The following is a 14,380-nucleotide window of genomic DNA, read 5'->3' as shown; positions in this document are numbered from 1 at the left end:
CGGTATGGGATTCGCAGAGCTTGCCGCATTGTCAAATTTTTCTTTTCTTCAGGGTGGATCGCATCCTGAAGAATATGCTGTGCGCGCGGCGGATTTGGGGCTTCATGCTTTGGCGATTGCCGATGTGAATTCGGTTTCGGGCATCGTGCGGGCGCATAGCGAATTGCGCCGTATCGCGCGTGAGATTGCGGCGCGGCGCGCGGCGGATGCTGATTTGCACGGGCCACCGCGCCCCGCCCATATTCCCCCCGCCCCGCGCGCACCAATTTTCACCTGTCCGCGGCTTTTGCCTGCCGCGCGATTGGTTTTCCCTGATGGGCTAGAGATTGTTGCCCTCGCCCGCACGCGGGAAGGTTGGGGAAATCTGTGCCGTATTCTGTCCAAAGGTCAGTTGCGCGCAGAAAAAGGGCAGTGCTTGCTTGCTCTCGAGGATTTGCTGTCGCATGCGGCAGGGCTGGAATTGGTTGTGCTCAGTGATCGAAACGCCCATTTCCCACCGCATCATGCAGGGGCTTGGCATAATGCGCTGCCCCAATTGGCGGCGCGGTTCGCGGGGCATATTTGGCTTGCCCTTACCCCCTATTATGACGGGCAGGATGCATTACGTTTTGCCGCGATTGCACGGCGGGCAGAGGCGCTATCCCTGCCGCTTGTGGCCTCTGGTGCGCCGATGATGCATCACGCCCGCCGCCGCCGTTTGGTGGATGTCCTTAGCGCCATTCGGAAAGGCATTCGTTTGGTTGATCTCGGACGTCATGCGCAGGTCAATGCCGAACAGCGGTTGCGCAGCTTGTCGCAGATGCGCCGCTTGTTTCACGATTATCCCCGCGCTCTTGCGGCAACGCGCTTGATCGCGCGGCGCTGCCAGTTTCAACTGGATCAATTGCGCTATGAATACCCATCCGAGATTTCTGATGGCGAAACCCCACAGTCCCGCCTTGAACGATTGGCGTGGAAGGGGCTTGCATGGCGCTACCCAAGGGGCATCCCTGAGCGTGCGCAGACCCTCATGACCCATGAATTGGCGCTGATCGATAAGCTTGGTTATGCGCCCTATTTTTTGACAGTGCATGATATTGTCGCTTTCGCGCGCGGGCGTGGGATTTTGTGCCAAGGGCGTGGGTCTGCGGCCAATTCCATCACGTGTTATGCTTTGGGCGTGACCTCTGTATCTCCTGAAATTGGCACGATGGTGTTCGAGCGATTTGTCTCGGAGGCTCGTGATGAGCCACCCGATATTGATGTTGATTTCGAGCATGAACGCCGCGAGGAGGTGATCCAATGGATTTACGCCCGCTATGGTCGTCACCGCGCAGGGATTTGCGCCACAGTGATCCATTATCGCGGCAAGCGTGCCATTCGTGAAGTTGGCCGCGCAATGGGTTTGAGCGAAGATATCCTATCCGCGCTTTCAAGCCAGATTTGGGGATCATGGGGGTCAGGTGAATTGCAGGATGCCCGACTGCGCGAAATCGGTCTTGATCCTGATAACCCGCATTTGCGCTTGGTGATGGATTTGGTGGGTCAGATTATCGGCTTCCCCCGCCATCTCAGCCAGCATGTGGGGGGCTTTGTGATTACCGAAGGGCGGCTTGATGCGCTTGTGCCCATAGAAAATGCCACGATGGAGGATCGCACCATCATCGCATGGGATAAGGATGATATTGACGCCTTGGGCATTTTGAAGGTCGATGTTTTGGCCTTGGGAATGCTCAGTTGTTTGCGCAAATCCTTTGATCTTTTGCGGGGTCACTATGGGCGGGATTTTGATCTGGCCACCCTGCCCGCCGAGGATGGCCGCGTCTATGATATGCTGTGCAAAGCAGACAGTCTGGGTGTGTTTCAGGTGGAATCGCGCGCGCAGATGAATTTTTTGCCGCGTATGCGCCCACGTTCTTTCTATGATCTGGTGATCCAAGTGGCGATCATCCGACCTGGGCCTATTCAGGGCGATATGGTGCATCCCTTCATTCGCCGCCGCAACGGGGAGGAGGCGGTGGAGTTTCCCTCTGATGCGTTGGGCGCTGTGCTGCGCAAGACCTTGGGCGTGCCCTTGTTTCAAGAACAGGCAATGCAAATCGCAATTGTCGGGGCCAGTTTCACCCCGACCGAGGCCGATGCGCTGCGCCGTGCCTTGGCCACGTTCAAGAAAAAGGGTCATGTCTCGGAATTTCGGGCGCGGTTTTTGCGAGGCATGCAGAATAACGGATATGACCCCGATTTCGCTGCGCGCTGTTTTGCGCAGATCGAAGGGTTCGGCGCCTATGGTTTCCCTGAAAGCCATGCCGCAAGTTTCGCGCTTTTGGTTTATGCCAGCGCATGGATCAAATGCCATTACCCTGCCGTTTTTGCCTGCGCTTTGCTAAACAGCCAACCGATGGGGTTCTATTCCCCTGCACAGATTGTGCGTGATGCACAGGCGCATGGGGTGGAGGTGCGACCTGTCTGTGTCAATCTCAGCGCATGGGATCACACGCTCGAACCAGATGGGACAGGCGCGTTGGCACTAAGATTGGGGCTGCGGCAGATCAGAAGCCTGTCCGAGGAGGACGCGCATTGGGTCATTGCTGCGCGTGGCAACGGCTATCTGAGCCCGCGTGATTTATGGCGTCGTGCGGGTCTGTCGCAAAAACCTTTGCGGGCCTTGGCCGAGGCAGATGCTTTTGCCGCGCTTGGGTTTGATCGCCGCGCGGCACTTTGGGAATTGCGCGGGCTTGGCCCTGCACAAGATTTGCCGCTTTTTGCCCGTGATCTTGAGGGCGAGGCGCATAACGAGGCCGCGCCAAATTTGCCACAGATGACCGAAGGTGAAGCCGTGATCGAAGATTATGCGAGCCTGCGGTTGACGTTGAAACGTCACCCCGTTGCGTTTTTGCGTGGAAAACTGAGCCCAAATTGGGTGGCGCGCTTATAGGCCAAATTTTGTGGCGTGTTCGCCCACAGATTTCATCACCCGCACCAATTCTTGGCTGATACCAGGCTCAGACAGGGCATGGCCTGCAGCCTTGACCATCTGCAAACGACCCGAAGGCCAACGCGCGGAAAGGCTATAGGCGGATTGGGGTGGACAAATCATGTCATACCGCCCCTGCACGATCACGCCGTGAATATGGGCGATGCGATGCATATTCTTTAAAATCTGCCCGTCTTCTTCGAGAAAGCCGCGATTGACGAAATAATGGTTCTCAAGCCGCGCGAAGGCGCGGGCGTAGTCGGCGGGGCAATCGCCCCCTTGGCCATCGCTTTCGATAGACGCCAATGCGTTTTCCCATGCGGCCCAAGCCCGCGCATAACGGGTTTCCACCATCATATCGCCTGAGAAAAGGCGGCGGTTATAGGCGGCAATTAAATCGCCGCGCTCATCTTCGGGGATCAGCGAGACAAAGCGCTGCCATTGTTCTGGCCAGAATTGACCCGCACCGCCGCCATAAAACCAATCCAACTCGCGTTGCATCGACAAAAATACACCGCGCAAGGCCAAATAGGCCACGGATTGCGGATGGGTTTGCGCATAGATCAAGGCAAGGGTCGCACCCCAAGAGCCGCCAAATACGGCCCATTTTTCAATGCCAAGCGTATTGCGGATGCGCTCAATATCTTCGACCAGATGCCATGTGCTGTTGCCTCGGATAGCCGCATGGGGCCGCGAGCGGCCACAGCCGCGCTGATCAAACAGGATAATTCGCCAGACCGAAGGGTCAAAATAGCGCCGCATGGCAGGGCTACACCCGCCGCCAGGGCCACCATGCAGCACCACAACGGCAGGGCCGTTTGGGTTTCCGCATTGCTCCATATAAATCTGGTGACCTTCGCCAACATCCAACATTCGCTGATCGAACGGGTCGATCGGCGGAAAGAGATGCTGCACTGCGCGCTTTTGGCCCGTGAACTTATCCATAAGCTTCCTATATAGGACGTAAGACCCAACCTAACAGTCCCAAACCCCTTGGCAAGGCTTTGAGCATAGAATGACGGACAAGACTGGCACAATTGACCCTGCGGAAATCGCAAAATTCGAGGCGATGGCCGCCGAATGGTGGGATCCAAACGGGAAATTCCGACCGTTGCACATGATGAACCCTGTGCGGCTTGACTATATCACGCGCCAGATCGCGGCCGAATTCGGGCGGGATCTAACGGCTGAGCGACCCTTTGAGGGGCTGCGTCTCTTGGATATTGGCTGTGGGGGTGGGCTTCTATCTGAACCCATGGCACGGCTTGGCGCTGATGTGGTGGGCGCAGATGCGGCTGAGCGCAACATTCCTGTGGCACGGGTTCATGCCGAGCAATCAGGCCTGACGATTGATTATCGCCACACAAGCGCTGAGGCCCTTGCCGCAGCAGGCGAGCAATTCGATGTCGTCCTCAATATGGAAGTGGTTGAACATGTGGCCGATCCGCAGGCCTATTTGACTGCTTGCCATGATTTGCTGAAATCAGGCGGGCTGATGCTGTGCTCAACCATCAACCGCAATCCCAAAAGCTTTGCCATGGCGATTGTGGGCGCGGAATATATCATGCGTTGGCTGCCAAAAGGCACGCATGAATGGTCAAAATTCATCACGCCCGATGAGTTATTCAAAATGATCGAGATTGCAGGGCTGAGGCCCGTGGATCGCAAGGGCTATGTGTTCAATCCGATTTCTTGGGGTTGGTCGATCTCGGATCGCGATTTGTCGGTGAATTACGTCACCGCATCCATTCGCCCCTAACCGCGCAGGTCGGCATCATCTTCAAGGCGCACCCGCATCTCGCGCAAAACAGGCAGGGCTGCGCGAACTTTGGCCGCACCGATGGCTTCGATCGTATCCGACAAAATCGGTGCAATCGCCTGTAGCGCTGCATCGCGCGCGGAACGCCCCGCGGGGCTGATGGTCACAAATTTACGGCGGGCATCGTCCCAATCGGGACGGATATGGATATGTCCCGCCCATTCCAAGCGGTTCAGCGTGTTGGTCATGGCACCACGGGTGACGTGAAACAGCCGCGCAAGCTGTGCAGGTGTGCGTTCCTCATTGGCGCGGGCCAAGTGGTTCAGCACAGAAAAATGGCTCAGTTCCATACCTTTTGGCAGCGCTTTGGACAGGCGGTTTCGGGCCAATTGATCAGCCATGAACAATTCGCTGAACAGCGCGATAGAGAGGGGATCACTGGTGTCACTCATGGCGCGGACTAGACCCTATGCCAGCCTTTCGGCGCAAGGGAAATCGTTAAAAACACTAGAAATTTACGCAGAAAGCAACGGATCAAGCTTGCCCTGACGCTCAAGTGCCGCAAGATCATCGTAACCGCCTATATGTTGGTCATTGATAAAAATCTGCGGCACAGTGTGCCGACCATGGGCGCGTGCCATCATATCTTGGCGCAGTTTTGGGTCACGGCTGACATCAGTCTCGACAAAGCTGACATCCTTGCTTGCCAAAAGGCGTTTGGCAGCGTGACAATAGCCGCAAAGTGGGCTTGTGTAGATTTCAATCTGTGCCATCTGCCTGTCTCCTATCTGCTACGCTGCTTTTGTAGCGCGGGCCATCACCAGCACATATATCGGCCCTGCGCCGCCCAAGCGCAAGGCGTGGGTTGCAGACCAAAGGGTCGCGCCTGAGGTCATCACATCATCAATCAAAATGATCGCCCGTCCCCGCAGCCTTTCACAATGGCGCGGGGTTAGGGCCAGCGCCTCGTCTAAATTGGCAAAACGGGCTTCCGCGCCCAGCCCATCTTGGGAGGCCGTTCTGCGCAGACGATATAACGCATCAGGCAGGCAGGTGATTGCGTGTTCACGGAACTGGGGCGTTCTGCAGATATGATGCGCGAGGAGAGCGGATTGATTGAACCGCCGCTGCAGCAAACGCAACGGGTGTAGGGGGATGGGAACCAGAAGCGGGTTTTGACCAAGCCACTCTTGCGCCTTTTCCGCCATCCAAGAGCTGGCCGCACGGCAAATATCGGCGCGGTCGCCATGTTTGAGGGCAAGCACAAGCGCGCGTCCTGTCCCCTCATATCGCAGCACGGCGCGGCCTGCATCCCATGGCGGCGGGCGCATGAGACATGCATCACAAAGATCACTCGGCGCAGCCTCCTCGCCAATCAATTCATCGCCGCAGGCGTGACAGCAGGATTTGCCAATAAATTGAGCCTCCGCCCAACAGGGGCCACAAAGACCATAAGGGATTTCAACCCTGTCACCGCAGCGCAGGCAATCAGGCGGAAAGGCCCATGTTTTGGCCCGATCAAGGATTTGCAAACGGGACGCGAACACTTACATAACCCCTCTAAGTTTTCAAAAAGCCTGAGACCATAGTCGTGACTGAACCCCTTCCGCCAAAGTTGACCGACCCGCAGGCCTTGGCCCGTGCCCGCGCGCGTGCGCGATTGGATCGGGCTGGGTTTTTGCATGACGAGGTCAAGCTTGAGCTTGAAGAAAGACTGGCAGACGTTAACAGGCGCTTTACCGCGCCCGTTTTGATCGCGCCTTTTGTGGAGTATTGGGCAGATTTTATGCCCGATGCCCCCCGCGTTCTGCCCCAAGATGACTTGGGCTTGACCGAAGGGGCCCATGATCTGGTGATCCACGCGATGGCGTTGCATTGGGCCGATGATCCCGTGGGGCAACTTGTGCAAGCGGCCCGTGCGCTGAAACCTGATGGGCTGTTTCTCGGGGTGTTTTTTGGCGGCGAAAGTCTGACCGAATTGCGAGATGTTCTGCGCCAAGCCGAAATTGCTGTAATGGGCGGCTTGTCGCCGCGCGTGGCCCCGATGGGGGATTTGCGTGATATGGGCGGGCTCTTAGGGCGTGCGGGGTTCGCCCTGCCTGTGGCCGATACATTGCGCAAAACCATCAGTTATCGGGATATTTTTCATCTGATTGGCGATTTGCGCGATATGGGGGAAACCAATGTGCTTGACGCGCGTCACCGCGCCGCCCCCCCGCGTGATTTATTCACGCGCGCCGATGAGATTTATAAAAAAACTTATCCGTTCGAAGAAAATCGCATCCGATCCACTGTTGAGATCGTATTCCTTTCAGGATGGAAACCAGATGCCAGTCAACAAAAGCCGCTTCGACCTGGATCGGCGCAGGCGAGATTGGCAGACGCGCTTGGCGTGACCGAATTTGATGAAACCGCCCGACCCGTGGAAAACGGGTCGTAAAAGGGTGGCCGTTTTTTGTTGTCTGGGTTAGTCAGGCTGAAGAAAGAAGTGCGATAAAAGATGAATATGATGCAAAACGCGACCGAAGCTGCTCTGCCCCATGCACCCGCTGATCACCCAAAGGTGAAGTTCGGCAAGATTGGTGTGCTTTTGGCAAATTTGGGCACGCCAGATCATTATGATTACTGGTCAATGCGCCGCTATTTGAACGAATTCCTCTCAGATCGCCGCGTGATTGATTACAGCCCGTGGATTTGGCAACCACTTTTGCAATTGGTGATTTTGACCAAGCGTCCGTTTTCTTCGGGGGCGGCTTATAAATCTATTTGGAATGAAGAGCAGGGCGAAAGCCCGCTGATGACCATTACCAAAGATCAGACCGCAAAGATTAAGTCTGAAATGGCGGCGCTTTATGGCGATCAGGTCGAGGTGGATTTCTGCATGCGGTATGGCAACCCATCGACCAAGTCCAAAGTGGATGAGCTGGTTGCAAAAGGTTGCACGAAAATCTTGTTTTTCCCCCTTTATCCTCAATATGCGGGCGCGACTTCGGCCACAGCATGCGACCAATTCTTTCGGGCACTCACGGATATCAAATGGCAACCGACCGTGCGCACAGTCGAGGCCTATTACGAGCATCCGCTCTATATTGAGGCTTTGGCGCAGTCGGTTGAGCGGGCCTATGCAAAGATTGAAGACCGACCTGATGTCTTGGTGGCCTCCTATCACGGCGTTCCCAAGCGGTATTTGATGGAGGGCGATCCCTATCATTGCCAGTGCCAAAAAACCTCACGCCTGCTGAAAGAGCGTTTGGGTTGGTCTGACGGTGAGATTGTCACGACGTTCCAAAGCCGTTTTGGCCCCGAAGAGTGGCTCAAGCCCTACACAGTCGAAGAAGTGGCGCGATTGGCCGAGGCGGGCAAGAAAAAGATTGCGGTGATTGCCCCTGCATTCTCGGCCGATTGCATCGAGACTTTGGAAGAGATCAACGAAGAAATCCACGAAAGCTTTGAAGAGGCGGGCGGCGAGCAGTTTACCTACATCCCCTGCCTCAACGATGATGATGCGCATATCAAGGCATTGGTTGCTGTCGCGCAGGATCACCTCAAAGGGTGGATTGGCGGCTAAAGCCAGTCGCGCAGGATCGGAATCAAAGGGATATCTGCAGGTGGCATCGGGTAGTCGCGCAAATCTTTTGCGCGGACCCATTTCAGCGCCTGCCCTTCGCGCGATTGCGGGATACCGCCCCATTTGCGGCAGGCAAAAAGCGGCATAAGCAGATGGAATTTCTCATAGCTGTGGCTGGCAAAGCATAATGGCGCAAGGCAGCTTTGCCACGTTTCAATGCCCAATTCCTCGTGCAATTCTCGGATCAAGGCGGCCTCGGGCGTTTCGCCCTCTTCGACCTTACCGCCCGGAAACTCCCAAAGACCGGCCATGGATTTCCCCTCAGGCCGTTGCGCCAAAAGCACACGACCCTCGCCATCAATCAACGCCGCTGCAGAGACAAGCACCGTTTTCATGAGCGATAATCCGCATTGATGCTGATATAGCCATGGGTCAGGTCACAGGTCCAAACTGTCGCCGCCCCCATGCCAAGGCCCATATCCACGGCGATCCGCAATTCCTGCTGTTTCATATAGGCGGCCCCTTGTTCTTCGCGGTAATCGGGGCTGACCCAGCCATTTTCGGCCACCAAAATATCACCGAACTTGATGGTCAGGCGGTCACGATCCGCGACTGCGCCAGATTTCCCGACCGCCATGACAACACGGCCCCAATTTGGGTCCTCGCCCGCCGCCGCGGTTTTCACGAGTGGGCTGTTGGCAATCGCGCGGGCAACGCGATCTGCATCCGCGTCATTTGCCGCGCCGGTGACCTGCACTTCAATCAGTTTGGTTGCGCCTTCCCCATCGCGCACCAATTGCAAGGCAAGGTCTTTGAGAACCGCCTCAAGGGCCGCATAAAACGCCTTTGCATCTGTGCTGTCCAAATCGGCAATCTGGGGATTACCTGCCTTGCCTGTCGCGGCCACCATCAAACTGTCCGAGGTTGAGGTGTCGCTGTCCACTGTCACCGCGTTAAAGCTGCGTTTGGTGGCTTGCGATAACATGGATTGCAGCGCGGCACGCGAAATTGCGGCATCGGTAAAGACATAGGCCAACATTGTGGCCATATCTGGCGCGATCATGCCCGAGCCTTTGGCAAAGCCCGCGATTTTCACCTCATGGCCCGAGAGGGTCAGGGTTTCTGTCGCGCCTTTGGGGAAAGTGTCGGTGGTCATAATCGCTCGCGCCGCACCATCTGCCCCGTCAGCATCCAGTTTGCCCGCCAATTCCGCCAAGATATGCGTAATTTTTTCGGGGGCGAAGGGCTCGCCAATCACCCCCGTTGACGCGCTGAACACATGAGCGGCAGGAATACCCAAAACACGGCCCGCTTCGGCGGTTACCGCCTCGACCGTTTGATCGCCTGCGCGGCCTGTAAAGGCATTGGAATTTCCAGAATTTACTACAATTCCAAAGCCTTGATCGCTGCTTTCCCCCAAAGCGGCCAACTTGCGCTCACAATCAAGGACAGGTGCGGAGCGCGTGGAGGATCTGGTAAAGACACCTGCCACTGACGCCCCTGCACAAATCTCGACCAACATGACATCGGTGCGGTTTTGATACCGCACCCCCGCCGCGCCACTGGCAAAGCGCACCCCATCAATGCGGGGCAATTCAGGAAACCCACCTTTTGGGGCGAGGGGGGAGACAGGAAGCGGGGCTTTTGCCATGATCGGGCCTATGTAAGAGGGGTTACTGTGTCAAAAGATCAATGTTGCGGATGAGGCTCATGTCAATCTCAACCTCTGGCCGCGTGATCTCTGCCGCTTCGGTCAATTCCGCAAGATAGGCGTCAACGCGCTGACGGCGCAATTCTTCCTCAAGATCGGCGCGCACATCTTCTGGCGCGGGGGGCGCACTGATGCGCGACTCGTTCAATTTCACAACGTGCCAACCAAATTGGGTTTGGACAGGCGCGGAAATTTCCCCGGCCTCTAGGTCTGCTACGGCAGTTTCAAATTCTGGCACCATCATACCAGTGCCGAACCACCCCAAAGCGCCGCCATTTGGGCCAGAGGGGCCTGTTGAGAATTCTTGCGCCAAAGCAACGAAATCAGCGCCATCATTTAATTGGTCAATCAGGTTTTGCGCCTCTTCTTCGGTTGCGACCAGAATATGGCTTGCATTCCATTCCAGATCACCGCCTGCATCCGCGAAATTTGCGTCATAGAGGGCTTGGACATCCGCATCTGCGATTGTGTCAAAGGCAATCGCATCAATGGCGACACTGGCCAAAAACGCACGATCTTCGTTTTCCATGGTCAGTTTTGTGCGCGCGTCTTCCGAGCCGCGCAGCGAGTCTGCGACCACCTCCTGTTGGATCAGCTGATCCAACATTCCATTATAAAGAACCTCGTCTGGCAATTCTTGATATTGCGCGGGCAGCATCGCGCGCATTGCAATCAAATGACCCAAAGTGATGTCGGTGCCGTTGACCGTTGCCAAGACCGTGCTGGCGTCTTGCGCCGCCACTGGGGCTGCGAGGGAGAGGGAAATTGCGGCGGAGACAAGCAGGCGTTTCATAGAACAGTCCTTTTATTACGGGCGTAATCCTTCGCGCCCACGTTGACAGGCCAAAAGCGGGCGCTTATGTCCCATTGCGGTTGGGGACGTTGGCACAGCTTCCTTGATGGGTCTTCTAGACCGCCGCGCGGATGCAAACAACCCGAGCGGAGATCACATTCTATTGGGTCTGCCACAGCGTGGATCAATTCTGACATAAGGCGTTTTGCATGCTTGGGCTTGGATCTATCGCAAAGAAGATTTTTGGCAGTTCAAATGATCGATTGGTCAAGGCTCAAAGGCCGCTTATTGCAAAGATCAACGCACTTGAGCCTGAGTTTGTCGCCCTCGATGATGCAGGGCTGATCGCAAAGACCGAAGAACTTCGCCAGCGCCACGCCAATGGTGAGAGCCTTGATGCGCTATTGCCCGAGGCCTTTGCCAATTGCCGCGAAGCCGCCAAGCGCGCTTTGGGTTTGCGCGCCTTTGATGTGCAGTTGATGGGCGGCATTTTCCTGCACCAAGGGAATATTGCCGAGATGAAGACAGGCGAAGGGAAAACTTTGGTTGCGACCTTTCCCGCCTATCTCAACGCTTTGAGCGGCGAGGGTGTGCATGTTGTCACTGTGAACGATTACCTTGCACGGCGAGACGCGGAATGGATGAGCAAGGTTTTCGCCGCGCTTGGCATGACAACGGGCGTGGTTTATCCGCGCCAGCCCGAAGCCGAAAAGCGCGAGGCCTATGCCGCCGACATCACCTATGCGACCAATAACGAGCTTGGGTTCGATTATTTGCGGGACAATATGCGCGGATCGCTGCCTGAGATGGCGCAACGCGGTCACAATTTCGCGATTGTGGACGAGGTCGACTCGATCCTCATCGATGAGGCGCGCACGCCCTTGATCATTTCTGGCCCATCTCAAGATCGTTCCGATCTTTATGTGGCGATTGACAAAGTGATCCCTGAGCTGACCGAAGAGCACTATACGCTGGACGAGAAAACGCGAAACGCGACCTTGACCGAGGAAGGCAATGACTTTCTTGAGCAGCGCCTTGCCGAAGCGGGCCTCTTGCCTGAGGGGCAAAGCCTCTATGACCCTGAAAGCACATCGCTTGTGCATCACGCGACCTGCGCGCTGCGGGCGCATAAGGTGTATCTCAAAGATCGCGATTATCTGTTGCGCGGCGATGAGGTGGTCTTGGTCGATGAATTCACGGGTCGTATGATGCCAGGTCGGCGCCTGTCTGATGGTCTGCATCAGGCCATCGAAGCCAAGGAAGGCGTTGCGATCCAACCTGAGAATGTGACCTTGGCTTCGGTGACATTCCAAAATTACTTCCGCCTCTACAAAAAATTGGGTGGTATGACGGGCACAGCGGCGACTGAGGCCGAAGAATTTTTTGAAATTTACAAACTTGGCGTTGTTGAGGTTCCAACCAATCGCCCTGTGGCGCGGATTGATGACCATGATCAGGTCTATCGCACCGCCGCCGAGAAATATAACGCCATCGTAGAGTCGATCCGCGAAGCGCATGAAAAGGGCCAACCTGTTTTGGTCGGCACAACCTCGATTGAGAAATCCGAGATGCTGAGCGGCCTTTTGACCAAGGCAAAGTTGCCGCATAATGTTTTGAACGCGCGTCAGCATGAGCAGGAAGCGCAGATTGTGGCAGATGCGGGCAAATTGGGCGCGATCACTATTGCGACCAATATGGCGGGGCGCGGAACTGACATTAAACTGGGCGGCAATGTCGAGTTGAAGGTGATGGATGCCATCGCCGCGAATCCTGATGCTGACCCTGAAAAACTGCGCGCTGAAATTGAAGAAACCCACAAAGCCGATGAAGAGGCCGTGAAGGCCGCAGGTGGTCTGTATGTTTTGGCAACCGAGCGGCATGAAAGCCGCCGTATCGACAACCAGTTGCGCGGTCGTTCGGGCCGTCAGGGCGATCCGGGTCGTTCAGCGTTTTACCTATCGCTCGAAGATGATCTGATGCGGATTTTTGGGTCAGAACGTCTTGAAAAGATGTTGACCACGCTCGGTCTGGCCGAGGGTGAGGCAATTGTGCATCCTTGGGTCAACAAATCCTTGGAGCGCGCGCAGGCCAAGGTTGAAGGGCGCAACTTCGACATCCGCAAGCAGTTGCTGAAATTCGATGATGTGATGAATGAACAGCGCAAAGTCATCTTTGGCCAGCGTATGGATATCATGGCCTCCGATGATATCGAGGATATCGTCAAGGATATGCGCTATGAGGTGATCGCCGATATGGTCGACACTTATATGCCACCGCGATCCTATGCAGATCAGTGGGATGTTGAGGCGATGGCACAGGCCTGCCGCGAGACATTGTCACTCGATCTTCCGATCCCCGCATGGGCTGAAGAAGACGGCGTAGATCAGGACGTGGTGATTGAACGGCTTGAGGAAGCCGCCGATAAATTCATGAACGACAAAGCCACTGCCTTTGGTGCCGAGCAGATGCGCAATATTGAAAAACAGGTATTGTTGCAGACAATCGATCAGAAATGGCGCGATCACCTATTGAAATTGGAACATTTGCGTTCAGTCGTGGCATTCCGTGGTTATGCGCAGCGTGATCCTTTGAACGAATATAAATCCGAGGCGTTTCAATTGTTCGAGGGCCTGTTGGATGGGCTTCGTCAGGAAGTGACGCAGAAACTTGGCCGCATCCAACCGCTCAGCCCCGAGCAGCAGGCAGAATTGATCCGTCAATTGCAGGCACAGGCCGCAGCGCAGCAGCAAGCCGCCTTGAAAGCCGCGGATGAGGCTGAAGCAAAAGCAAGCGGTGATGATACAGGCTTTGATGAGACGCGCCCAGAAACATGGGGCAATCTTGGCCGCAATGATGCCTGCCCCTGTGGATCGGGAAAGAAGTTCAAGCATTGTCACGGGCGTTTGGCCTGATTTTAAATCAGACCCTCCGCGCGAAAGCTGACCTCGCCGCTTGGCGTGATGATGATGTGATCATGCAGGGTCAGACCCATCATTTTGCTTGCCTCACCCAACTGTCGGGTCAGGGCAATATCGCCTGTGCTTGGGGTCGGGTCGCCTGACGGATGATTGTGAACCACAACCAGTGCCGAGGCGCTCATCTCAAGCGCGCGCTTGATAACTTCGCGGGGATAGAAGGGCGCGTGATCCACGGTGCCGCGGCTGTGCTGTTCGTCTGCGATCAGGTGGTTTTTGCGGTCAAGGTAGAAAACCCGCACCTCCTCAACATCACGGTGCGCCATGGTTGCGCGGCAATACTCCATCACCGTTTGCCATGAGCCTAAGATCGGGCGGTCATCAAGCTGTTTGCGGGTAATCGTTTCCGCCACAGCCTGCGTTAGGCGTAAATGGGCAATCGTGTCTTCGGTCATATGGCTGACGGATTTTAGGCGTTGGTCACTGGCGCAAAGAACGCGCGCAAGGCTGCCATGTTGTCGTAACAGCGTGGCCGCTATCCGCGCAGAGGGTGCGTTTGGCGCCGCCGCCGCCAATAGCCGCGCGAGAAGATCATGCTGTGCGGCATCAACCGCAACCCTGCGCAATTTCGGCAGGGGCGCGGTGCGGCTATGGGCAAGGGTCAACTCGGGCTTTGTCATG

At 56.0% G+C, this 14,380-nt stretch carries 13 protein-coding genes; 5 read left to right on the top strand and 8 right to left on the bottom strand.

Going from position 1 to position 14,380, the window contains the following annotated elements:
• Positions 1 to 4 precede the first annotated feature (4 nt).
• The gene (locus RYZ18_RS11525) at positions 5 to 2,914 is read left to right on the top strand and encodes an error-prone DNA polymerase (protein ID WP_317656973.1); all 2,910 of its coding nucleotides are present in this window, start codon (positions 5 to 7) and stop codon (positions 2,912 to 2,914) included.
• Here the strand turns inward: RYZ18_RS11525 and pip are convergent.
• The gene (gene pip, locus RYZ18_RS11520) at positions 2,909 to 3,898 is read right to left on the bottom strand and encodes a prolyl aminopeptidase (protein ID WP_317656971.1); all 990 of its coding nucleotides are present in this window, start codon (positions 3,896 to 3,898) and stop codon (positions 2,909 to 2,911) included. The two genes, RYZ18_RS11525 and pip, sit on opposite strands and share 6 nt — an antisense overlap.
• Before the next feature lie 70 nt (positions 3,899 to 3,968).
• Here pip and ubiG point away from each other — a divergent pair, with 70 nt between their 5' ends.
• Positions 3,969 to 4,712: a bifunctional 2-polyprenyl-6-hydroxyphenol methylase/3-demethylubiquinol 3-O-methyltransferase UbiG gene (gene ubiG / locus RYZ18_RS11515; RefSeq protein ID WP_317656968.1), complete on the top strand. Its 744-nt coding sequence runs from the start codon at positions 3,969 to 3,971 to the stop codon at positions 4,710 to 4,712.
• On the opposite strand, the gene RYZ18_RS11510 is transcribed toward ubiG, so the two are convergent.
• The 3 genes from RYZ18_RS11510 to RYZ18_RS11500 all read right to left on the bottom strand — a co-directional run bounded on the left by RYZ18_RS11510 (position 4,709) and on the right by RYZ18_RS11500 (position 6,259).
• A complete protein-coding gene (locus tag RYZ18_RS11510; RefSeq protein ID WP_317656966.1) occupies positions 4,709 to 5,164 on the bottom strand; it encodes a MarR family winged helix-turn-helix transcriptional regulator in 456 nt (151 codons plus the stop codon). The two genes, ubiG and RYZ18_RS11510, sit on opposite strands and share 4 nt — an antisense overlap.
• A 63-nt stretch (positions 5,165 to 5,227) precedes the next feature.
• On the bottom strand, positions 5,228 to 5,485 hold the full coding sequence (gene grxC / locus RYZ18_RS11505) for a glutaredoxin 3 (protein WP_317656964.1): 258 nt from the start codon (positions 5,483 to 5,485) through the stop codon (positions 5,228 to 5,230).
• A gap of 18 nt (positions 5,486 to 5,503) precedes the next feature.
• Positions 5,504 to 6,259: a ComF family protein gene (locus tag RYZ18_RS11500; RefSeq protein WP_317656962.1), complete on the bottom strand. Its 756-nt coding sequence runs from the start codon at positions 6,257 to 6,259 to the stop codon at positions 5,504 to 5,506.
• Between the two features lie 44 nt (positions 6,260 to 6,303).
• On the opposite strand from RYZ18_RS11500, the gene RYZ18_RS11495 reads away from it, so the two are divergent.
• Both RYZ18_RS11495 and hemH read left to right on the top strand, forming a co-directional pair.
• Complete coding sequence (locus RYZ18_RS11495; protein ID WP_317656960.1) at positions 6,304 to 7,152, top strand: methyltransferase domain-containing protein; 849 nt, start codon at positions 6,304 to 6,306, stop codon at positions 7,150 to 7,152.
• A gap of 66 nt (positions 7,153 to 7,218) precedes the next feature.
• Positions 7,219 to 8,280, top strand: a complete 1,062-nt coding sequence (hemH, locus tag RYZ18_RS11490) for a ferrochelatase (RefSeq protein ID WP_317657299.1) — start codon at positions 7,219 to 7,221, stop codon at positions 8,278 to 8,280.
• Here the strand turns inward: hemH and mutT are convergent.
• The 3 genes from mutT to RYZ18_RS11475 are packed head-to-tail and all read right to left on the bottom strand — an operon-like array spanning position 8,277 to position 10,784.
• Positions 8,277 to 8,675 (bottom strand): 8-oxo-dGTP diphosphatase MutT, encoded by a 399-nt coding sequence (gene mutT, locus RYZ18_RS11485; RefSeq protein ID WP_317656958.1) that lies wholly within the window; start codon positions 8,673 to 8,675, stop codon positions 8,277 to 8,279. The two genes, hemH and mutT, sit on opposite strands and share 4 nt — an antisense overlap.
• Complete coding sequence (argJ, locus tag RYZ18_RS11480) at positions 8,672 to 9,931, bottom strand: bifunctional glutamate N-acetyltransferase/amino-acid acetyltransferase ArgJ (RefSeq protein ID WP_317656956.1); 1,260 nt, start codon at positions 9,929 to 9,931, stop codon at positions 8,672 to 8,674. The genes mutT and argJ overlap by 4 nt, the downstream gene beginning before the upstream one ends.
• A 22-nt stretch (positions 9,932 to 9,953) precedes the next feature.
• Positions 9,954 to 10,784 (bottom strand): peptidylprolyl isomerase, encoded by an 831-nt coding sequence (locus RYZ18_RS11475; protein WP_317656954.1) that lies wholly within the window; start codon positions 10,782 to 10,784, stop codon positions 9,954 to 9,956.
• 209 nt (positions 10,785 to 10,993) lie between these two features.
• Here RYZ18_RS11475 and secA point away from each other — a divergent pair, with 209 nt between their 5' ends.
• A complete protein-coding gene (gene secA / locus RYZ18_RS11470; RefSeq protein ID WP_317656952.1) occupies positions 10,994 to 13,696 on the top strand; it encodes a preprotein translocase subunit SecA in 2,703 nt (900 codons plus the stop codon).
• 2 nt (positions 13,697 to 13,698) lie between these two features.
• On the opposite strand, the gene radC is transcribed toward secA, so the two are convergent.
• Complete coding sequence (gene radC / locus RYZ18_RS11465) at positions 13,699 to 14,379, bottom strand: RadC family protein (protein ID WP_317656951.1); 681 nt, start codon at positions 14,377 to 14,379, stop codon at positions 13,699 to 13,701.
• Position 14,380: the final 1 nt, after the last annotated feature.

Origin of the sequence: Roseovarius sp. 10 (assembly GCF_033100315.1) — a bacterium.
Classification (GTDB): domain Bacteria; phylum Pseudomonadota; class Alphaproteobacteria; order Rhodobacterales; family Rhodobacteraceae; genus M30B80.
Note: the sequence above shows the minus strand (reverse complement) of the source record. Positions and strands in the feature narration are given on the sequence as shown.

Excerpts from the sequence above, each read along its gene's own strand:
- RYZ18_RS11525 (WP_317656973.1), top strand. The coding sequence starts at position 5 with ATGGGATTCGCAGAGCTTGCCGCATTGTCAAATTTTTCTTTTCTTCAG.
- pip (WP_317656971.1), bottom strand. The coding sequence starts at position 3,898 with ATGGATAAGTTCACGGGCCAAAAGCGCGCAGTGCAGCATCTCTTTCCG.
- ubiG (WP_317656968.1), top strand. The coding sequence starts at position 3,969 with ATGACGGACAAGACTGGCACAATTGACCCTGCGGAAATCGCAAAATTC.
- RYZ18_RS11510 (WP_317656966.1), bottom strand. The coding sequence starts at position 5,164 with ATGAGTGACACCAGTGATCCCCTCTCTATCGCGCTGTTCAGCGAATTG.
- grxC (WP_317656964.1), bottom strand. The coding sequence starts at position 5,485 with ATGGCACAGATTGAAATCTACACAAGCCCACTTTGCGGCTATTGTCAC.
- hemH (WP_317657299.1), top strand. The coding sequence starts at position 7,219 with ATGATGCAAAACGCGACCGAAGCTGCTCTGCCCCATGCACCCGCTGAT.
- mutT (WP_317656958.1), bottom strand. The coding sequence starts at position 8,675 with ATGAAAACGGTGCTTGTCTCTGCAGCGGCGTTGATTGATGGCGAGGGT.
- argJ (WP_317656956.1), bottom strand. The coding sequence starts at position 9,931 with ATGGCAAAAGCCCCGCTTCCTGTCTCCCCCCTCGCCCCAAAAGGTGGG.
- RYZ18_RS11475 (WP_317656954.1), bottom strand. The coding sequence starts at position 10,784 with ATGAAACGCCTGCTTGTCTCCGCCGCAATTTCCCTCTCCCTCGCAGCC.
- secA (WP_317656952.1), top strand. The coding sequence starts at position 10,994 with ATGCTTGGGCTTGGATCTATCGCAAAGAAGATTTTTGGCAGTTCAAAT.
- radC (WP_317656951.1), bottom strand. The coding sequence starts at position 14,379 with ATGACAAAGCCCGAGTTGACCCTTGCCCATAGCCGCACCGCGCCCCTG.